The sequence below is a fragment of the Eubacterium xylanophilum ATCC 35991 genome (genome assembly GCF_000518685.1).
In the GTDB taxonomy this organism is placed as follows: Bacteria; Bacillota; Clostridia; order Lachnospirales; family Lachnospiraceae; genus Eubacterium_F; species Eubacterium_F xylanophilum.
In genome coordinates, this window is sequence record NZ_JAEB01000016.1 from 1 (window position 1) to 18,969 (window position 18,969).

Here is an 18,969-nt window from a genome sequence, read left to right on the forward strand (position 1 = left end):
CTTACGCAGTTCAATCATTTCTGCGTTAAGTGTACGGGCATTAGAGGGCGAATGAGCACCTTCGCCGATGTCAAGACTTCCATCTTTGACTTGTTTATTCCAGTTATAAATGGTATGTGCGGGTATGCCGAGCTCTTTTGCAGCACGTTGAACGCCAATTTCCTTACCAAGTTTAACTGCTTGGATTTTAAATTCCATGTCGTATTTACGTTGTTTTTTTGTTGCCATGTGGCACCTCCTTTGGGTTGTATTATATCACTACAAACTTCCTAAGAAAAGTGCCAACTATTATTATATTACATCACTTGGTGTCTTAAAAAAAAGTTTTAAGGAATAAAAAAATGTTTTCATATCTAAGGTTCTCCTGTTGTCAATTGTCAATTAAAATAGTCTTACAAGCTTTACTTGTAAGACCAGCAGTATTCCAAACTATTTACCGTACTATGTAATATTCAGGCGATTCAAGACTACTTTCATTATCGCCAGAATCAGACCAGGAAACTTTAATGCTGTTTCCCTTTCCTTTTGGAATCTTGATTACTATTTCATTAGCTCTTGTTGAATATTTACAAGAAATACCTTTTACAGATTTCTTATATTTTTTTGAAAGGCTAAATTTGAACATTATGAATGACTTACTCTTTTTAGATCGAGCAACCTTGATATGAATATTTGATGCAACCCCGCTTATCTTCGGTTTCTCTAAAGTAATAATTCTTTTCTTTTTACCATTCACTTTCTTAACCTTTTTGAACACAGCTTTGAATGTAACATTTCGCGATAATTCCTTGTATATTCTATCGCAAGTAACATAATATCCGCTATTCTTTTCTTCCCATCCAAAGAAAACATAACCTTTTTTCTTTGCTTTAGGCAGTTTCTCTGATGTATTGTATGTGTGTTTAGTGATTTTTTTCCAACTAACTTACCACCAGAAAGTTTTAGAGTCACTTTGTACGAATTCCATTTTCCTATTGCCATTTTACATGCTGGAACAGCTGTAACCTTTTTGTCATCCACAAAAAATGTTTGATACAGCTTTAACGCTCCAAGCCTCTTTGTAGGCAACGGGCAGACTTGGTTTGATTTATTATCAACCTTCATAAGACTATTTGTATTCTCAATAATACTTTTACCTATCCTAGTCACAGACTTTGGTATAGTAATCTCCTTCAACTTAGTACACGCCAAAAATGCTTTGTCTTCTATCTCAGAGATACCATTTTCTAAAACAACACTTGTCAAATTAGAACAGTTTTCAAAAGCTGATTTTTCAATCACTTTAACCGATCCTGGAATTGTAATTGACTTAAGTTTTGTCATATTAAAAGTCTTATTTATATCTACAATTGTTGATGGAAGCTTAACTTCCTCAATTGCATTCATATACTCATAAGTAAAATTGCAGTTAATTGAAGTGATTCCTTCACCGATTATAAGTTTTTTTATACCAGTACTTGCACCTACAACTTTATTGCCGTCACTCGGTATCGAATCTACACTACCTGTTCCGGTAATAGTCAAAGTGCCTTTGCCGTCATCAATATAAGTTGCATTTTTTCCGCAACTCCCCTTGGTCTCTGCACTTGCATAATTTGAAATTCCCAAAGAAAATATGAACACACTTACAAATATCATTATTTTATACATATCATTGGTCTCCTCCTTTTTATTTCTTGACCGTATGATATTGTATACAACTTTAGTGTCAATTTAGTGTCAATCAAGTATAAATTAATCATTTGATTGTTCTCGTTCCTCCATATCCTTTGATATCATCTCCAAATAATGCACAAATGTTCCTGAATACTGGGATATCTCATAACTCGGATCTAGTTCCTCATACAGAAAACTCTTTCTTCCTCCGTTTTGCATTCTTTCCCAAAATACAAGCAATGTCCTCAATGGCAAATAATAGAATATGTCTATGCTCTTAAAATATATTAGCAAAAATGCTACTCCCTGCTGCCTTTCAAAACCTTTCATAAATTCAATCTGATGTTCATGCACATTAGCAAGGGGAAACCTTGCTTCGTTGCACTCTTTAGCATCAAAACATACCGGTATCCCCTGAACTGCTCCTATATAATCGACCGTACTTTTCTGTTCAAAGTATGCTAATGTAATATGCCTTGATTTCTGGTCAATATTTATCGGTTTAATAGGTGTAGGAATTTTCTGTATCAGTGCCAAATTTTGTCGCTGATACTTTTCATTGGTCAAATTAATTAATTCCTCAAGATATGACCCTCGTAATCCTCTACTATTCCATGTAGCCATCTACTACTCCTCGTCATTTTCGACATTATGATATACGTTCTGTACATCGTCATCCTCATCGAGCAAATCCATGATTTTCTGGAAGCTCTTCTTGTCATCTTCAGATGTGAGTTCAACATATGTCTGTGGAATCATTGTCACCTCAGCTTGAGCCATCGGAACATTTTCCTTCTCTAACGCCTCTCTAACAGCGCTGAAATCTTCTGGAGTTGTGAGAATCTCATAGCACTCATCTTCCTCATTAAAATCTTCTGCTCCTGCATCAAGTGCCATTAGCATAAATTCATCACTATCTGTTTCATACTCTTCCTTGGCAACGATAATCTGTCCCTTGGTATCAAACATAAAGGACACGCAACCCGGTGTTCCAACGTTTCCATTTCCCTTTGTAAAGGCATTGCGGACGTTAGAAGCTGTTCTATTCTTGTTATCTGTAAGAGCCTCAACGATGATAGCTGTTCCATTTGGACCATATCCTTCATATGTAATGCTTACATAATTAACCGCATCAACGTTTCCTGCAGCCTTCTTGATTCCTCTTTCAATAGTATCGTTTGGCATGTTATTTGCCTTTGCCTTTGCGATAACATCCCTCAACTTACTGTTGTTATTAGGGTCTGGGCCGCCTTCTTTAACAGCAACCGCAATTTCTCTACCTATTACAGTAAAGATTTTTCCCCTCTTCGCATCATTCTTTTCCTTCTTATGCTTAATATTAGCAAATTTTGAATGTCCTGACATAATAGCCTCCTATAAAAATTTATTATTATTCTTTGATAAAATGTTCCGCTTGACTTTGTGCAAGCAGTCCCATTAATTAGTTTACTTCATTGACGACATCAAGTCAATCTTTTCTTGAATATACCTGATTACACTCCCAACTTGATTCTCTAGTTTTATAGCACAGAGAATTGTATCATCTCCAGCAATAGAGCCCACAATACCTTCTATCTCCATTTCATCAACAGCTGCCGCAACAGCCATAGCCATTCCGCTGACTGTCTTGATTACAAGAAGATTTCCCGCCTGTTCCATGGATATGATTCCATCCATGAGAACACTCTGGTACTGCCTTCCCACATTGGAACTGTTCTTTTCCACCGGTTCTCCATAATAGTACTTCTGTCTAACGTTTACCCCCGGAACCTTGGTCAACTCAAGAGCTCTTATATCTCTTGAAACCGTAGCTTGAGTAACCTCAAAGCCCTCTTCGTTTAGGATTTTCACCAATTCATCTTGCGTCTCCACCTCGCGCTCCGCGATTATATGAAGAATTCTTTCTTGTCTTCTTTTTCTCACTGATCTTCGCCTCTTTTACTTAATTGTCCTGTTGAGCTTACTTCTCATCTTGTCGAAAAATCCCACATCTCCGAGGTTTGCAATCTCAAATGTCTCATCTGCTTTCCTGATATTGATTATATCACCTGTCTTTGCCTGACCGGAAACCTCGCCGTCACAGCGTATAGCCGCTTCATCAATGTAAACTTCTCTTGTTCTCTCAACTTGAATACGAATATTTTCATTCGACGAAACAACGATACTTCGCTTGTTGAGCGAATGAGGGCAAATCGGAGTGATAACAAACGCTTCCATATTGGGCGAAAGCACCGGCCCACCTGATGAGAGATTATATGCTGTTGACCCTGTAGGTGTGGCAACCAGCACCCCATCTGCCACATATGTGTCCATCAGCTGATCATTTACCCAAACACTAATTGTTATCATTCTTCCCATATCGGCCTTGCTGACAATAATCTCATTGACGGCAAGCCAAGATTCATCTGATCCCTCGATATTGCCTCTGAGAACCATCCTGCTCTCTTTGGAATACTTATTCTCAAGAATCATATCCAACGCTTGATAGATTCTAGGACGTTCAACTTCGGTCAAAAAACCGAGGGTTCCCAGATTGATTCCCAGCATAGGAATATCATTTCCGGCAATCTTCTTAGCTGCCGTGATAACAGTTCCATCTCCCCCCAAAACTATCGCCAAATCCTCATCGCCGTAACTAAAATCATCCTCATGTCCTACAACTTCAACCTCGACACCGCCGTACTTCTCTCCGGTTTGCTCCAGATATGACTGAATCACCCCGGCAACTGTTCCACCGGTATCCTTTTCTTTGTTTACAATAATGCAAATCTTCTTCATGGTCTACACCTCTTCGACATGCTTTACTGCGCTTTGATGCGCCTCACTTACAACTTCCTCTACTTTTTCATCCCAGCGCATAGCCTCCGCTGCCACCTGCTCTTCATCCAATTCTTGGTTCGAATTTTCAAGATAAATAAGATATTCAATATTCCCCTCAGGCCCCTTGATTGGCGAGTAGTCAAGATTTAATACGGAAAATGTTCCGCTTAACGAATATTCTATTATATCTCTAATAACTTCTTTATGAAGCTCCGGTTCTCTTACCACACCCTTTTTGCCAACTTTCTCTCTTCCAACTTCAAACTGAGGTTTAATCAAGCAGACTGCTTTAGCGCCAGGCTCCATAATTCCTTTTATCGGCAAAAGAATCTTTTTAAGAGATATAAATGCCACATCAACAGATACGAATTCTATTTTCTTGTCAAACATCGCTGGCTCCATATATCTCGCATTGGTCTTCTCCATCGATGTCACTCGCTCGTCATTTCTGAGTTTCCATGCGAGCTGATTGGTTCCCACATCCACTGAATACACGTGACTGGCACCATTCTGAAGCATACAATCCGTAAATCCCCCTGTTGATGCCCCCACGTCCATGCAATACTTATCGGTGAGGTCAATATCAAAACTCTCGATTGCCTTCTCAAGTTTATAACCTCCACGACTCACGTATTTCATTTTCTTCCCTTTGATCTCAATATAGGCATCAAGCGGAATTTTCTGACCGGCCTTGTCTTCTCTTTGGTTGTTGACAAAAACATTTCCGGTCATGATGAGTGCCTTGGCCTTCTCTCTGGACTCGGCAATCCCCTTGTTGACTAATATTACATCTAATCTCTCTTTTTCCATTATTTATCACCTGACATTTTTTTCATCTTACTTATGCATAGAGATATAACCCTTGACATACTTCGGTCGTCAAATCCATATTTCTCATATAATTCGCGAGGAGCACCGTGCTCAACAAAGAAGTCATCAAAGGAATAATTTATAGCTCTTTCCACAGCTACAGATTTTTCTTCAAGGAATGACAATACTTGCTGACCAAAACCTCCAATTTTCTCGTTGTCCTCTATTGTAACTACCATTCGGTGCTTAGGCGCATACTTGAGAACTAACTCTGTGTCATATGGCTTGACAAACCTCATGTTTACTACAGTTGTAGTTACACCTTCTTTCTGAAGTCTCTTTGATGTCTTCATAGCATTTTCAACCATGTTGCCGACAGCAAGTATGAGAACATCTCTCTTGTTAGAGCCTGAGATTTGATTCTCCTCACAAACTCTCTCGAGTTTCTCACTATCTGCAATTTCACCATCTATCATAACTACGTCCGACTTTCCAATTTCCATTGGTTTATAATCACCCTCGCGAAGTTTGACAGCAGTTCCTCTTGGATACCTGACTGCAACAGGTGTCCCCAACTCTATCGCATAATCCAAAGCCATCTCTAGCTCTGTTTCATCCATAGGCGAGATAATTGTTATATTGGGAATACTTGAAAAATATGAAATATCAAATACACCCTGATGTGTATCACCATCACGACCCACTATACCACTTCTATCCACTGCGAATACAACCGGTAGATTGTTAAGAGCTACATCGTGAAGTATTTCATCATATGCCCTTTGGAAAAAGGTCGAGTAAATCGAAACAACCGGTCTAAGTCCTCCCTTAGCTATTCCCGCTGAGAACGTAACCGCGTGCTCCTCCGCAATTCCCACATCGAAAAATCTCTTGGGGAAAACCTTGGAAAACCTGGTAGTTCCGGTTCCGTCCGGCATAGCGGCACATATAGATACCAAGTCTTCTCGCTCTCTTCCCTTTTTTACAAGCCAATCACTAAATACATCTGTATATGTTCTTGTCTTTTTTTCTATACTCTTACCAGATCTAATGTCAAATCTTCCAATCCCATGGAAAACCGAAGGGTTCTTCTCTGCGGGTCCATAGCCCTTACCCTTCTTAGTTATAACATGAACAATTACAGGTCTGTTCTTTATTCTTGAAGCATCTTGAAAAGCCTGGGTCATCTGGTTTATATCATGGCCGTCGATTGGCCCCATATAGATAATTCCCATCTCTTCAAAGAGCATTCCCGGCACAAAAAGATGCTTCAAGGAATTCTTAGCATTTTTGATAGTGCCACTCATGGAAGTTCCAACGCTGGGAATCCTATCCAAAAGTTCTTCTATGTTTACTTTCAGGTTATTATACTTGCGATTAGTTCTCAATTTGCCGAGATATGTAGACATCCCACCAACATTTTTCGCTATAGACATTCTATTGTCATTAATTACAATCATTAGGTTGGACTTTAGAGGTTCCGCATTGTTGAGTGCCTCAAATGCCAAACCACTGGTAAGCGCCCCATCTCCAATCACTGCGACAATCTTCTCATCAGTTCCCTTGATATCTCTCGCCTTTGCAAGACCAAGAGCCGTGGATATAGATGTAGATGAGTGCCCCGTATTAAATAAATCCACTTCACTTTCATTGGTTCGTGGAAATCCACTAATTCCATCTTTCTGCCTGAGACTGCCAAATCTCGAATTTCTACCCGTCAAAATCTTATGAACATAAGCCTGATGTCCTACATCCCATATAAGTTTATCCTTGGGAAAATCCAAGAAGAGATGTAGCGCCATAGTAAGCTCTACTGCTCCTAGATTAGATGCCAGATGACCCCCTGTTCGACTCACACTTCTCACCAAGCGAACTCGAATCTCTTTGGCCAACTTTCTATATTCCTCGGGCGGAATATTTTTTATATCATTGGGACCTTGGATCCTCTTTAACAATTTCTCCAAAACAATGCTCCTTTAATACTCTCTATTTATCATCCAAGACATAAGACTAACCAAAAACTCCGAATCGCCTGATATTTTCTTCGTCATCTCAATCGCCTTAGTCGTATATTCCTCAACTTTATTTTTGGAAATCTCCATTCCATAAATAGCCACAAAAGTTGATTTGTTGTTCTTCTCATCTGAGTGAACCGGTTTACCTATCTTCTCTTCATCACCTGTCTCATCCAGGATGTCATCTTGAATCTGAAATGCCATTCCAAGCATTCTTCCAACTTCGGAAAGCCCTTCTATCACGGCATCATCCGCACCTGCCAAGATTCCTCCAACCATGAGTGACGCCTGAAGTAAAGCAGATGTCTTGTTTTCATAGACATATATCAACATATCTTCATCCACAAATTTGCCGTTGTTCTCCACATCTACAACCTGACCGCCTACCATTCCATAGACACCGGCTTTGCCAGCCAGAACCTTCATGGCATCCAACACTCTGCCGTCATCTAGCTTACAATTGTTAAGCACAACCTCATAGGCATAGTTCAATAGCGCATCTCCGGCCAAGATTCCCATTGCATGACCATACTTCTTGTGAGTTGTAAGTTTACCGCGTCTGTAATCGTCGTCATCCATCGCAGGCAAATCATCGTGAACCAGCGAATATGTGTGTATCATTTCTATAGCAGTCATAAATGGTCCGATAAGCGCCTCGTCCTCACCGCCTAGCATCTCATAAACCGCTTTCATGATAATCGGACGAATTCTCTTGCCTCCGGCGCTAATGCTATAATTCATAGCTGAAAAAATAGTCGCAGCATATCCCTCTTCCGCTGGTATATACTGTCCTATAATCTCATTTACTTCTTCTATTTTATTATTTAATCTATCTTCAAATCTATTCATTATCTTCCTTGGCCTCTTCCATCAAAACTTTGATTTTCTTCTCTACTGTGTCAATAGCTTTACCAGCTTCTTCCACAAGCTTCATTCCCTTGGAAAACTCCTCAAAGGACTCCTCTAAGGACATCTTTTCATTTTCCATCTTGCCGACTGTCTCAGTCAGCTGTTCCATTATCTGTTCCAGCTCCATAGATTTCCTCCACGTTCTCTACATTGGTATATATCGTTCCATCTTTGACTTCAATTTTCATCTTATCTCCTGGCTTTACAAGATTGATACTATCAATACATCTACCATCCATATCCGAACAGAAAGAATAACCACTTTCCAATCTCTTTAACGGCGAAAGCCCATCTAACTGCTTGGCAAGAACCATCACTCTCTGCTTGTTCTGTTCGAGTATTCTATCCATCGCCGTAATCATGCGAAACTTAATATTCTCCACAGTTTGTTGTTTCTCCGCAATCTGTGCAGACGGATTCAGAAGCATCAATTTTTTCAGATTCATATCAACTTTCTGACGCTCTATATCTATTATGTCAAGCATACTTCGCTTAATTCTACCATCATAAAAGGATATCTGATCCAGCACTTGATTGACATCATATACAGCAATCTCAGCTGCCGCCGAAGGTGTAGGCGCTCTCCTATCAGATACGTAATCGGCAATAGTAGTATCTGTCTCATGACCTACTGCTGAGATAATCGGAGTCTCACACTCATATATAGCTCTTGCAACTTCCTCTTCATTAAAGGCCCACAAGTCTTCTATGGAGCCTCCACCTCGACCGACTATAATCACATCTACACCGTATTCATCAAGAAATCTTATCCCAGCTGCCACAGAACTCGCTGCACCTTCTCCTTGGACCAACGCAGGTCTGAGATAAAGCTGCACGTAGGGATTTCTCCTAGTTGATATGTTGATGATATCTTGGATAGCCGCACCCGTCTCTGCCGTGACAATTCCTACCTTCTTAACATACCTTGGAATAGGTTTTTTCTTAGCCTCATCAAAAAGTCCTTCTGCAAGCAGTTGTTTCTTCAACTTCTCATATTTTTCATATAGGACACCGGTTCCGTCTAGGACTATCCTCTTGGCGTAGAGCTGATATCTGCCATCTCGCTCATAAACACTTATTGAACCACCGATGATTACCTCATCTCCGTTATTCATCTTGAAGTTCAGTCCTGCTCTCCTATCCCCTGCAAACATGACACAGGGCATAGATGACATAGAATCCTTAACAGTAAAATAAATATGCCCGGAACTGTGATATTTGCAATTGGAAACTTCTCCTTTTACAAAAACAACTGACAGGGCATATTCCTCTATAAACATGTTCTTTATATACTTATTGATGTCTGTAACCGAATAAACTTTTTGTCTATTATCCATTTACAACATTCCCCAACAATCCGTTGATAAACGAAGCCCCGCCTTCAGCGCCGTATTTCTTCCCAAGCTCTACCGCTTCATTAATTGCGACACCATCAGGAACTTCCTCATCATATCTTATCTCATAAAGAGCAAGTCGCAATATAGCCAACTCCTCTTTACCAATTCTGTTAATCTTCCATCCTTTGGAATTATTAGCAATAATCTCATCAATTTCAGGTAACTTCTCAGTGATAATAGCTACCTTATCTCTGAGCTCTTTCTCATCCTTCTCAGACATCTCATGTTCCTCAAAGAATGTCTCTATCTCCTCGACTGTTCCTTGGTCTTTCTTGTAGAACTCTACTAAAAATAACAACTCGAACAATCTCTCTCTAATCTCTCTTCTTGTCATGTCATCCACCGTATATGTTATTAATCTTCTGCAGGAGCGATCTCTGCAACCTTAACATTAACTGTCTTAACATCAAGTCCAGTCATGCTCTTGATTGTTGTTGAAATCTTATCCTGAACTCTTCCGGAAACCTTTGGAATACTGTATCCAAATCTGATTGTCACGGACAAGTCGATAACAACCTGGTCACCAACAACTTCCATCTTGACACCCTTCGAGCTACCCTTCTTACCAAACCTTCCGGTAATTCCGGTAATACTTGAACCGGTAACTCCCTTGATTCCCTCTACTTCTACAGCAGCAATTCCGGCAATTCCTGCGATAACATCATTAGCAATCTGCACTTCTCCGACACTCTGATTAGTTCCTAATATATCTGCCATGTCATTCACCTCACACTTTCTGCAATATATATGCTGCGGTCTCATGATTCCGCAAGGCATACCTACTCATCCTTATATATACATGTCTATTCTACCACAATTAAGGCACTTTGCCAACAACAAATTTTATCGTCTCACTGCCAGCATAGTCAAGTCGTCAAACTGTGGTGCCTCACCTACAAATTCATCCACATCGCTCTTAAGATGTGTTAACAATTGATTGGAATCTCCGTCTTGTACCTTATTGAGTGATTCAAGAGTTCTATCTGTTCCAAAAAGTTCATCAGAAGCATTTGTCGCCTCTGCAACTCCATCTGTGTAAACTACCAATGCGCCACCTTTCTCCACGTCAAACTCATAATCTTTGTATCTGACGCCTTCCATACCTCCGATAACAAATCCATGCTTGTCCTTCAAAAGCTCAAATCCACCATCGGCTTTCTTGATAATCGGATACTCATGTCCTGCATTGGCCGCAATCACATGACCTGTTGATATTTTCATAATACCCAGCCATACAGTGACGAACATTTCCTCTTCATTATTACTGCATATCGTGTCATTTACCTGCTCCAAAACCGTGGCTGGCGAAGCCTCTGGTCCCGCCATGGTAGCATAATTCTTAACTAAGATTTTAGACATCATCATAAATAGAGCTGCAGGCACTCCCTTTCCGGATACATCCGCCATAACAAGTCCCAAGTGATCATCATCAATCAGGAAGAAATCATAGAAGTCTCCTCCGACTTCCTTGGCAGGTGTCATGGAAGCAAATATATCAATGTCTTTTCTCTCAGGGAATGGAGGGAAAATGTTCGGCAACATATCAGCCTGAATCTTAGTTGCCAATTCAAGTTCTGCACCGATACGCTCCTTCTCAGCTGTAATGGTCGTAATATCACTGATATACTGCTTCATTCTGGCTGTCATAGAAGAAAAGGATTCTGCCAAAACTTGAATCTCGTCTTCTGTGTCATCATTCCACTCGAAATCAAGATCATTTCCTTCAAGACTCTGAACTTTTTGAGTCAATGTCTTCAACTGGCGAACAAGCATAGCTGCTGCCTTCTTGGAGATAATAAATGTAATAATATACAGTATAATAAATATTATTACAAGGACAATTATCATCCCTCTAATCTGATTGTTAGAAGATTTAATAGTATACTCTGTTGACTTTGACAATGTAGATACCAAATGTTCCGTAGGTTGCAAAACCTCGTACTCAGGAATAATTGTCAAAAATGTCCATCCCACAACATCCACAGGCGCATATGCCACATAACTTGGGATACCATCAACACTAAAGTGTGTAACTCCCGTCTCTCCCTTAACTGCTTTTTTGACTAGATTCGCAACCTCTTCCTGACTATTTTTTCTAAGATCTGATACCTTTTCCAGTTCATCTGAAAAAGTTTCACTACTACCTGATGAGAATATAACCTGTCCCCCATCGTCGATCATACATGCATAACCATCTTTACCAACTTTAGTGCTCAAAACCGCCTTTTCGAGCTCATCAAGATACATGCCAGCTCCGGAAACTCCCACAATCTTCTTGTCTTTATAGATAGGAACACCACACATAATTCCAATTCCTGATGTATGTGCATCTCTTGAGAGAGATGTAAAAAATGGTGCCTTGGTCTTCATGGCTCCCTGATACCATGGTCTCTCTGCTGCCTCATATGGCAAAATCTTGCCCTTCTTGTCAAACTTCTTGCCTGATATGTAATCTGCTTGAAGCATAATTCCAGATTCTGTGGCAACATAATTCGACACCATATTCGGATCATTTTTATTTATTGCCAAAAGAGTGTCTTGAATATTTCCAATCAAATCAAGCTCTTTTTTAATCGCAGCTGACTTTTGGTCAGTTTTCGCAGAAAAGAGAAGCTGCATAGAGAGTTTGCCATCCTTCTTTGCATCCGGCAAATCAACCTTTCGAGCTGAGTACTCCGATGGATTGTCATACATACGTCCAACACCATCAGCTACTACTTTTACAGAACTTTGAAACTTCTCTAGTGCTTCACTTGCAGCATCTGCCTTGCTCTCCGCAGATTGCAACAAATTGTCTTTAACCTGATCGATTACAGTATCTGAGGAAATACTCTCAGCATCTTTTCCTGCATTATTACTTGATTGAATAAAAGTCTCTCTCAAATTAAAAATCATCACCAACATAACAATTGCAACTATAAGCAGAGCTCCCTCTGTCAGCAATGCTGCAACACGTGATGTTCTGTCCTGAATTGATTTTTTTATCTTTTTATCCTTTTCCATACCACTTACCTTCTTTCATAAAAACTCTGAATATCTTCACGGATAACCTGGAATTCCTCCGTCAAGATATAATCTTCCATATACAGTTTCCAATCCCCTACCCACTGCATGTAAAGCTGTTCACGCTCACTGCACAATGGTTTGATTCCCGTAAAGAAAAATTTTAATTTTCTCAACTCCTCATATTGCTTATATATCAATGGAGTATCTGTAAACAATGCCACCTGAATACTCCATTTACCGTCACATTTATATTTATCTACAAGACTCTCTAGGTAATCTTTTAAGTCAAGTCCATCTTCCTCAACTTGAATTCTCACAAAAAGCTGAATCTCATCCACATAAGTAATATATTTGCCTTGCTTTTTGCAACCGGATACTACTTCTCCCGCCTCCACTGTACTCCGAATAACATCCGGCGATGCTATATTGTATTGTACTCCGAGTTTATCATATACTTTCTTTCCAAATGGAATTATCTCCGCCGGCAAGTATACAAGTCCCGCATCTTTTTTTTGAACAGGTTTGATAAGGATGCCCTCTGAATACTTTTCACATCTCTTCTTCTGATAACTGTTAAACATATTTTCTGCAAGAAAACTGCCAATTCTGAATCCCACCGGTATCATTCCCTTTTTCTGGCATGTTTTCTGCGTCATGTCATGAAATGTCACTGCGTGAACAAATATCGATGTGGGCTCCATCGACTCTATAATTCTAAATGTATAATCAACCAATGCTTTGGATAACCCATATCCTCTATATCTGTGATTAAGTATCTGAGATGCCGGCTCAATATATGTATCCCCGCAATCAGAATAAGATAGAATCTCTATTCCTCCAATTCCACCTTCCACTTCCGCCACAAAAATATCGCACCCACCGGACTCAACCTTTGCCCGAAGTTTTTCTTTATCATAAAAAAACTTCTTGAAGTAGCTGTCGCCGTACTCATCTCGCACACAATTCATAACCCCTTCCTCATCACCATATCGGAAAGGTCTCATGATAAAAATTTGCTTTTTCCCAGTTTTGCGTTCCGTCAGTTCGACTCTCTCTGTATCAATCTCTAACTCAATCAACTTTTTCATGCTAACCACACTTTCTCATTTCCATACTCTAATCCATCTAAAGCTCCACAATCAAGTTATTAACCCCAAGCGTTCGCTTGTATAATATAGCCTTGCTCTTTTTATCTATCATTCTGATCCCCATCGACATGTTCTCAAGCATTTCTTCCGGAGTCATATTGGCCTCCCGTTCACGATACCACTCTATAGGATCGAACATTTTTCCGCCACATCTGATTCTAATAATAATACTACTATTATTATATATCATTATCCTCACATCTTCAAACATCTTGTTGTTATTCTCGAGACATTTCTCACCACAAATAACCAACAACTCCTCCAGTGCAAGACTTAACTGCATCACCAGCTTAGGAGAGAAATCTTTGTCTTCAAAAAACTCTTCAACTTGCCTAGATGCTTCCACTGCACCATCCTTATCACCGGGCACAGAAAATGCTATTACTTTATTTCCATCAATCTCCTCAAGCAACAACACGCTTTTTTTCTCAGGATTCTTCTTTCTTTTCATATTTGCAAGACCAAACATCACAGCGATGGTCAAAAGCTCGCCAAGTACGAATGAGGACATATACCATTTTCCAAGGCCTACCCCCACCAGAACATTTACAAGCATTACAACAAATAAAAATGCTCTGCAGAATGTCAATGCAAGTGAAATTCCCACTTCCCTGACGGTGGAGTAATAGAATATATAAATATTCAGAACCGTGGATGGTATCATGCTAAGCGCAGCAAACCATATGGCAATTGTTCCATCAGAAAATATATTAGTTGTCCTTATACCGAAGAAGTGGAGTAGTGGATATGCAAATGCCATTATTAGTATTGCAACACTTACAATTAGTATCAGGGAATATTTCGTCACCTGTCTCATAGTTGTCTTGATACTCAAATAGTCTTTTTCACCATAGAAAACACCTATCAAAGGAACGATGGTTTGTCCCGGTCCAAACACAACAGCGCTTGCAAAGTTAAGGATTGTACATGCCACGGCAAATTCACTTGCTGCATCTCTTCCAAGAATTGACAGCACCGTCGCGTTAATCATCATGGTTCTCGCCATATTGCAGAGATTGTTGAGTCCGGAAGGTGCTCCTGTTCGACAAGTATAAATTACATATCGGAGTATATTATCGGCACTTGGAATTCGTGGGACTATCTGTCGATTTTTGCCGAAGAAAAGTATTCCTATTCCTAGTATATTGGCCGTCCCCGTTCCAAGTGTATTGGCTATCGCCACACCCTTTAATCCCATACCGAGTTTCAAAAAAATGATCAGCAAAACTATATCAACCAAAGCCATGGCTCCAAAAATCAGCATGGTAACCTGGGCTCTTCCATCAACTCTCAGAAAATTAAACGGAAAATACATAAGGGTGGTGAGAAAACCAAATATTATAGTTATCAATGCATAGCTTCTCATAAAAGCATATAATGTCTCATCTGCCCCCAATAAGAATAAGATAGGTCTTAAAAAGATTATTATGACAACAGAAACAACGATAGGTACAATTATTGATGTTGCAAAAGCAAATGCCTCATATTCTCCTACCGTCTTATCATCTCCTCTTCCCATGGCTACCGATGCAATAGTCGATGCGCCTATATTGATCAAGCAGCCAAACATCGCATATAGAAATGTAAATGATGTGAGGATATTCATCGCTGTCAGGGCGTCCTTTCCCAAACACTGTCCTGCCAACAGAGTATTTACAAATCCAACTATCGTCGATCCCAGTATCCCCAGTATTGTTGGGATAATGTATTTCTTAATTGTTTGTTGGATAAATCTGTTACTATTATTCATGTTATTTACCCCGTTTTAACTGATAATTCCTTTCGTGCCACTATTATATATTTCGGCATAGAAACCATTTTTCTTTATCAATTCCTCATGTTTTCCTTGCTCGATGACATTTCCGTCTCTCATGACCAATATTTGATCAGCATTTTTAATTGTTGAGAGCCTATGCGCCACGATAAAGCTTGTCCTTCCAGCCATAAGTTCCATAAACGCACCCTGGATTTTCATCTCCGTTCTGGTATCTATCATGGATGTGGCCTCATCGAGTATCAGAATAGGCGGAATCTTGACCATAATTCTGGCTATACTTAAGAGCTGTCTTTGCCCCTCCGAAAGTTTGACTCCGGTCTCGCCAATTATAGTATCATATCCCTTGGGAAGACGTTTGATAAAGCTGTGGGCATGGCTCTTCTTAGCTGCAGCAATCATATCTTCTTCAGAGACATCAGGATTTCCATAGAGGATATTATCCCTGACAGTTCCATCCACAAGCCATGTTTCCTGAAGAACTATTCCAAACTTGCTTCTTATATCCTGTCTTGAACTGTTATATATGCTCTCCCCATCAATCAATATATCTCCTTTGTCCACATCGTAGAATCTCATGAGAAGGTTCATAAGTGTTGTCTTTCCACATCCTGTTGGACCAACAATGGCGATATGTTGCCCCTTCTCCGCTTTAAACGAAAAGTTTTCTATGAGCTTCTTGCGGGGGTCATATGAGAAACTCACATCCTCAAATTCCACACTTCCACTTTGATTGTCGGCTTTTTCTCCTACAGACTCTAAATCTGTCTCCTCTTCTTCTTCGAGAATCTCCACAACTCTTCCGGCACAAGCAAGAGAATTCTGAAGTTCCGTAAACACTCCTGAAATCTCGTTAAATGGCTTAGTATACTGATTGGCATAACTCAGAAAACATGTCAACTGTCCCACACTTATTCCGCCATTAATAGCAAGAATCGCCCCAACAATTCCAACTCCCGCATATACAAGACTATTTACAAATCTGGTTGCCGGATTTGTGATAGATGAGAAAAATATTCCTTTCAGAGAACAATTCCTAAGTTTCTCATTGGTCTCGTCAAATCTCTCTATAGCTCGGTCCTCATAACCAAAAACCTTTACTTCCTTGGGATTAGCTATTATCTCCTCCACTATAACTGTCTGGTCGCTCCTTATCTTGGATTGCTCTGAAAACAGCTTATATGTTCTCTTGGCGATGAAACTTGCCGCCACAAAGGAAACAGGAGTAAGCAAAACTACAATCAGAGTAACCGAGACATTGATTGTAAGCATCAGCACCAGCGTGCAAATTATGGTTATAAGGCTTGTGAAAAATTGTGAAAATCCAATCAAAAGTCCCTCCGCAATCTGATCTATATCAGCAATTATGCGGCTGACAATATCACCTGTTGGATGCTTATCAATATAATTAACCGGAAGCCTCTGAAGTTTAACAAAAGTTTCCTCTCGCAAGCGCCTGACAACCTGATAAGTCATCTTGTTGTTGCATATTCCAACTATCCACTGCGCAACAAAAGAAATCGCAATTCCAATGACAATCAATAAAATCTTATACTTTATTGATTGAAAATCAACTTTACCTGCACCTATAATTCTATCTATTATTTCACCTGTAATTATAGGAATATACAGAGCTATCCCTACATTTACTATAGATAATATAAGAGAAATAATCAGATATATTCTCTCTTTTTTTATTACGGAAAGAAGCTTCTTTATAATCATTGATCTACTCATAATTAAGTGCCTCCTCTCCGTACTGCGAAACGAATATTTCCCTATAAATGTCACAATTTTTCAGGAGTTCTTCGTGACTATCACTGCCAACCATCTGACCATCTTCTAGGACAATTATATTATCGACATCAATCAGGGAGCCGGTACGCTGTGATATTATAACAAAACTTTTATCTTTATACTGATTAAAAAGATTATTTTTAATCCTGGCTTCAGTCAGATAATCGAGAGCTGAAAAGCTGTCATCTAAAACCAAAATATCAGATTTTGCCACCAATGCTCTTGCAATAGAGAGTCTCTGCTTTTGACCACCCGAGAAATTATTTCCACCTCTCTCAACCAATGTATCAAGCCCGTCCGCTGCTCTGACAAACTCAGCTGCATCTGCTGTCTCTAGAGCTTTCCATATCTCCTCATCTGTGACGTTCTCCCTTGCAAGCTTCATATTACTCCTAACTGTTCCATAGAAGAGAACTGCTTTTTGTGGGACAAGACTAACCTTTCCGCTAATCTCTATCCCCGGATTATCGTAGAAACCCGCCAATAAGTTGACTATTGTAGTCTTTCCGGCGCCGGTTCCACCAACTATTCCGAGTTTTTTCCCTCTCATAATCTCAAAAGAAATATCCCGTAGCGAGTCCTCACTTGCATCCTGATATCTAAATGTCATATTTTTCGCTGACACCAACATCTCACTCTGATTATTCTTGTCAGCATCTTTATTGATTAATTCATAATCAAATACATCCTGTATTCTGTTTCCCGAAGCAATCGCCTTGGTGATTGATAGAATGAGATTTGCAAGCTTTACAAGCTCCACAAGAATGCTTGCCATATAATTAACCAAAGCTACTACTTGCCCCTGAGTCAGAACTCCTGTGTCAACCTTAACTGCCCCTGTCCACAGAAGTACCACTAAACCGCCATTTACAATAGCAAATGTCATTGGGTTCATTAAACTGGCCATTCGTCCGGCTTTGACCTGAAAATTATAATATCTCTCATTTTTTTTCACAAAGGATTCTATCTCCTCTTGCTCCTTATTAAACGCCTTTATAACCCTAACACCCAAGAGAGTCTCCCTTGTCTTTCGCAAGATATCATCTAAACTCTCCTGTACTGCTTTGTAATTCTTAATTCCAACCATCATGATACCGAATACCACCAATGAAAGGCATAGAATCACAATCAGAAAAATCAATGATTCCCTAAAATCAATGGTAAAGGCCATAACCATAGCCCCCACCACGACAAATGGCGACCGAAGAAATAGTCTCAGCACCAGATTTACACCTGACTGAACCTGATTTACATCGCTCGTCATCCTTGTTATAAGCTTATCCGTGCCTATTCCCGTAATATCGGCATACGTAAGCTTCTCAATATGTCTAAAAAGAGCGGACTTAATGTCCGCAGCAAAACCCACCGCCGCCTTCGCCGCAAAGTACTGGGCTGTTAGGCTAGCTGTCAACCCAATTGCCGCAAGGGCAAGCAATATGCCGCCCATTTTCCAGACATAACTAATGTCTTTGTTTGCTATGCCCACATCAATAAGAGACGCGATTACAAGAGGGACAAAGAGCTCTAGCGTCGCCTCAAACAGCTTAAAAAGGGGGGCTATTATAGATTCCTTTTTGTAGGGTCTAATAAATCTTAAGAGTTTTCTCATGGCATATCTCCCTATTTATCATATATCC

The 18,969-nt window shown here is 39.8% G+C and carries 19 protein-coding genes; all 19 read right to left on the bottom strand.

The window, feature by feature from the left end:
• Positions 1–228: transposase (locus L877_RS0104610; protein ID WP_026835090.1), on the bottom strand; the 228-nt coding region annotated here is incomplete at its 3' end.
• Between the two features lie 205 nt (positions 229–433).
• Positions 434–736 carry a hypothetical protein gene (locus tag L877_RS0104615; protein ID WP_026835091.1) on the bottom strand — a complete coding sequence of 101 codons (303 nt, stop codon included), beginning with the start codon at positions 734–736 and terminating at the stop codon, positions 434–436.
• On the bottom strand, positions 733–1,650 hold the full coding sequence (locus L877_RS0104620; RefSeq protein ID WP_026835092.1) for a leucine-rich repeat domain-containing protein: 918 nt from the start codon (positions 1,648–1,650) through the stop codon (positions 733–735). Before L877_RS0104620 ends, L877_RS0104615 begins: the two co-directional genes overlap by 4 nt.
• Positions 1,651–1,734: 84 nt before the next feature.
• Positions 1,735–2,280, bottom strand: coding sequence for a Holliday junction resolvase RecU (locus L877_RS0104625; protein ID WP_026835093.1), 546 nt, complete (start codon positions 2,278–2,280; stop codon positions 1,735–1,737).
• A gap of 3 nt (positions 2,281–2,283) precedes the next feature.
• Complete coding sequence (locus tag L877_RS0104630) at positions 2,284–3,021, bottom strand: YebC/PmpR family DNA-binding transcriptional regulator (RefSeq protein ID WP_026835094.1); 738 nt, start codon at positions 3,019–3,021, stop codon at positions 2,284–2,286.
• An 81-nt stretch (positions 3,022–3,102) separates the two neighbouring features.
• Positions 3,103–3,579, bottom strand: a complete 477-nt coding sequence (locus tag L877_RS0104635) for an arginine repressor (RefSeq protein WP_026835095.1) — start codon at positions 3,577–3,579, stop codon at positions 3,103–3,105.
• A 15-nt stretch (positions 3,580–3,594) separates the two neighbouring features.
• Positions 3,595–4,434 carry an NAD(+)/NADH kinase gene (locus L877_RS0104640; protein WP_026835096.1) on the bottom strand — a complete coding sequence of 280 codons (840 nt, stop codon included), beginning with the start codon at positions 4,432–4,434 and terminating at the stop codon, positions 3,595–3,597.
• 3 nt (positions 4,435–4,437) lie between these two features.
• Positions 4,438–5,286 carry a TlyA family RNA methyltransferase gene (locus L877_RS0104645; protein ID WP_026835097.1) on the bottom strand — a complete coding sequence of 283 codons (849 nt, stop codon included), beginning with the start codon at positions 5,284–5,286 and terminating at the stop codon, positions 4,438–4,440.
• Positions 5,286–7,250: a 1-deoxy-D-xylulose-5-phosphate synthase gene (gene dxs, locus L877_RS0104650; RefSeq protein ID WP_026835098.1), complete on the bottom strand. Its 1,965-nt coding sequence runs from the start codon at positions 7,248–7,250 to the stop codon at positions 5,286–5,288. Before dxs ends, L877_RS0104645 begins: the two co-directional genes overlap by 1 nt.
• 12 nt (positions 7,251–7,262) lie before the next feature.
• Positions 7,263–8,150: a polyprenyl synthetase family protein gene (locus L877_RS0104655; protein ID WP_026835099.1), complete on the bottom strand. Its 888-nt coding sequence runs from the start codon at positions 8,148–8,150 to the stop codon at positions 7,263–7,265.
• A complete protein-coding gene (gene xseB / locus L877_RS0104660) occupies positions 8,143–8,337 on the bottom strand; it encodes an exodeoxyribonuclease VII small subunit (RefSeq protein WP_034785105.1) in 195 nt (64 codons plus the stop codon). Before xseB ends, L877_RS0104655 begins: the two co-directional genes overlap by 8 nt.
• Positions 8,303–9,547, bottom strand: coding sequence for an exodeoxyribonuclease VII large subunit (gene xseA, locus L877_RS0104665; RefSeq protein WP_026835101.1), 1,245 nt, complete (start codon positions 9,545–9,547; stop codon positions 8,303–8,305). Before xseA ends, xseB begins: the two co-directional genes overlap by 35 nt.
• Positions 9,540–9,941 carry a transcription antitermination factor NusB gene (gene nusB, locus L877_RS0104670; RefSeq protein WP_026835102.1) on the bottom strand — a complete coding sequence of 134 codons (402 nt, stop codon included), beginning with the start codon at positions 9,939–9,941 and terminating at the stop codon, positions 9,540–9,542. The genes xseA and nusB overlap by 8 nt, the downstream gene beginning before the upstream one ends.
• A 20-nt stretch (positions 9,942–9,961) precedes the next feature.
• Positions 9,962–10,324 (bottom strand): Asp23/Gls24 family envelope stress response protein, encoded by a 363-nt coding sequence (locus L877_RS0104675; protein ID WP_026835103.1) that lies wholly within the window; start codon positions 10,322–10,324, stop codon positions 9,962–9,964.
• A gap of 126 nt (positions 10,325–10,450) precedes the next feature.
• Positions 10,451–12,610 carry a SpoIIE family protein phosphatase gene (locus L877_RS13410; protein ID WP_051437681.1) on the bottom strand — a complete coding sequence of 720 codons (2,160 nt, stop codon included), beginning with the start codon at positions 12,608–12,610 and terminating at the stop codon, positions 10,451–10,453.
• Positions 12,611–12,615: 5 nt separating this feature from the next.
• Entirely contained in the window at positions 12,616–13,701 is a 1,086-nt protein-coding gene (locus tag L877_RS0104685) for a hypothetical protein (RefSeq protein WP_026835104.1), read from the bottom strand.
• Positions 13,702–13,738: 37 nt separating this feature from the next.
• Entirely contained in the window at positions 13,739–15,511 is a 1,773-nt protein-coding gene (locus L877_RS0104690; protein WP_026835105.1) for an MATE family efflux transporter, read from the bottom strand.
• A gap of 15 nt (positions 15,512–15,526) precedes the next feature.
• Complete coding sequence (locus tag L877_RS0104695; RefSeq protein ID WP_026835106.1) at positions 15,527–17,272, bottom strand: ABC transporter ATP-binding protein; 1,746 nt, start codon at positions 17,270–17,272, stop codon at positions 15,527–15,529.
• The gene (locus L877_RS0104700) at positions 17,265–18,941 is read right to left on the bottom strand and encodes an ABC transporter ATP-binding protein (RefSeq protein WP_026835107.1); all 1,677 of its coding nucleotides are present in this window, start codon (positions 18,939–18,941) and stop codon (positions 17,265–17,267) included. Before L877_RS0104700 ends, L877_RS0104695 begins: the two co-directional genes overlap by 8 nt.
• Positions 18,942–18,969 lie beyond the last annotated feature (28 nt).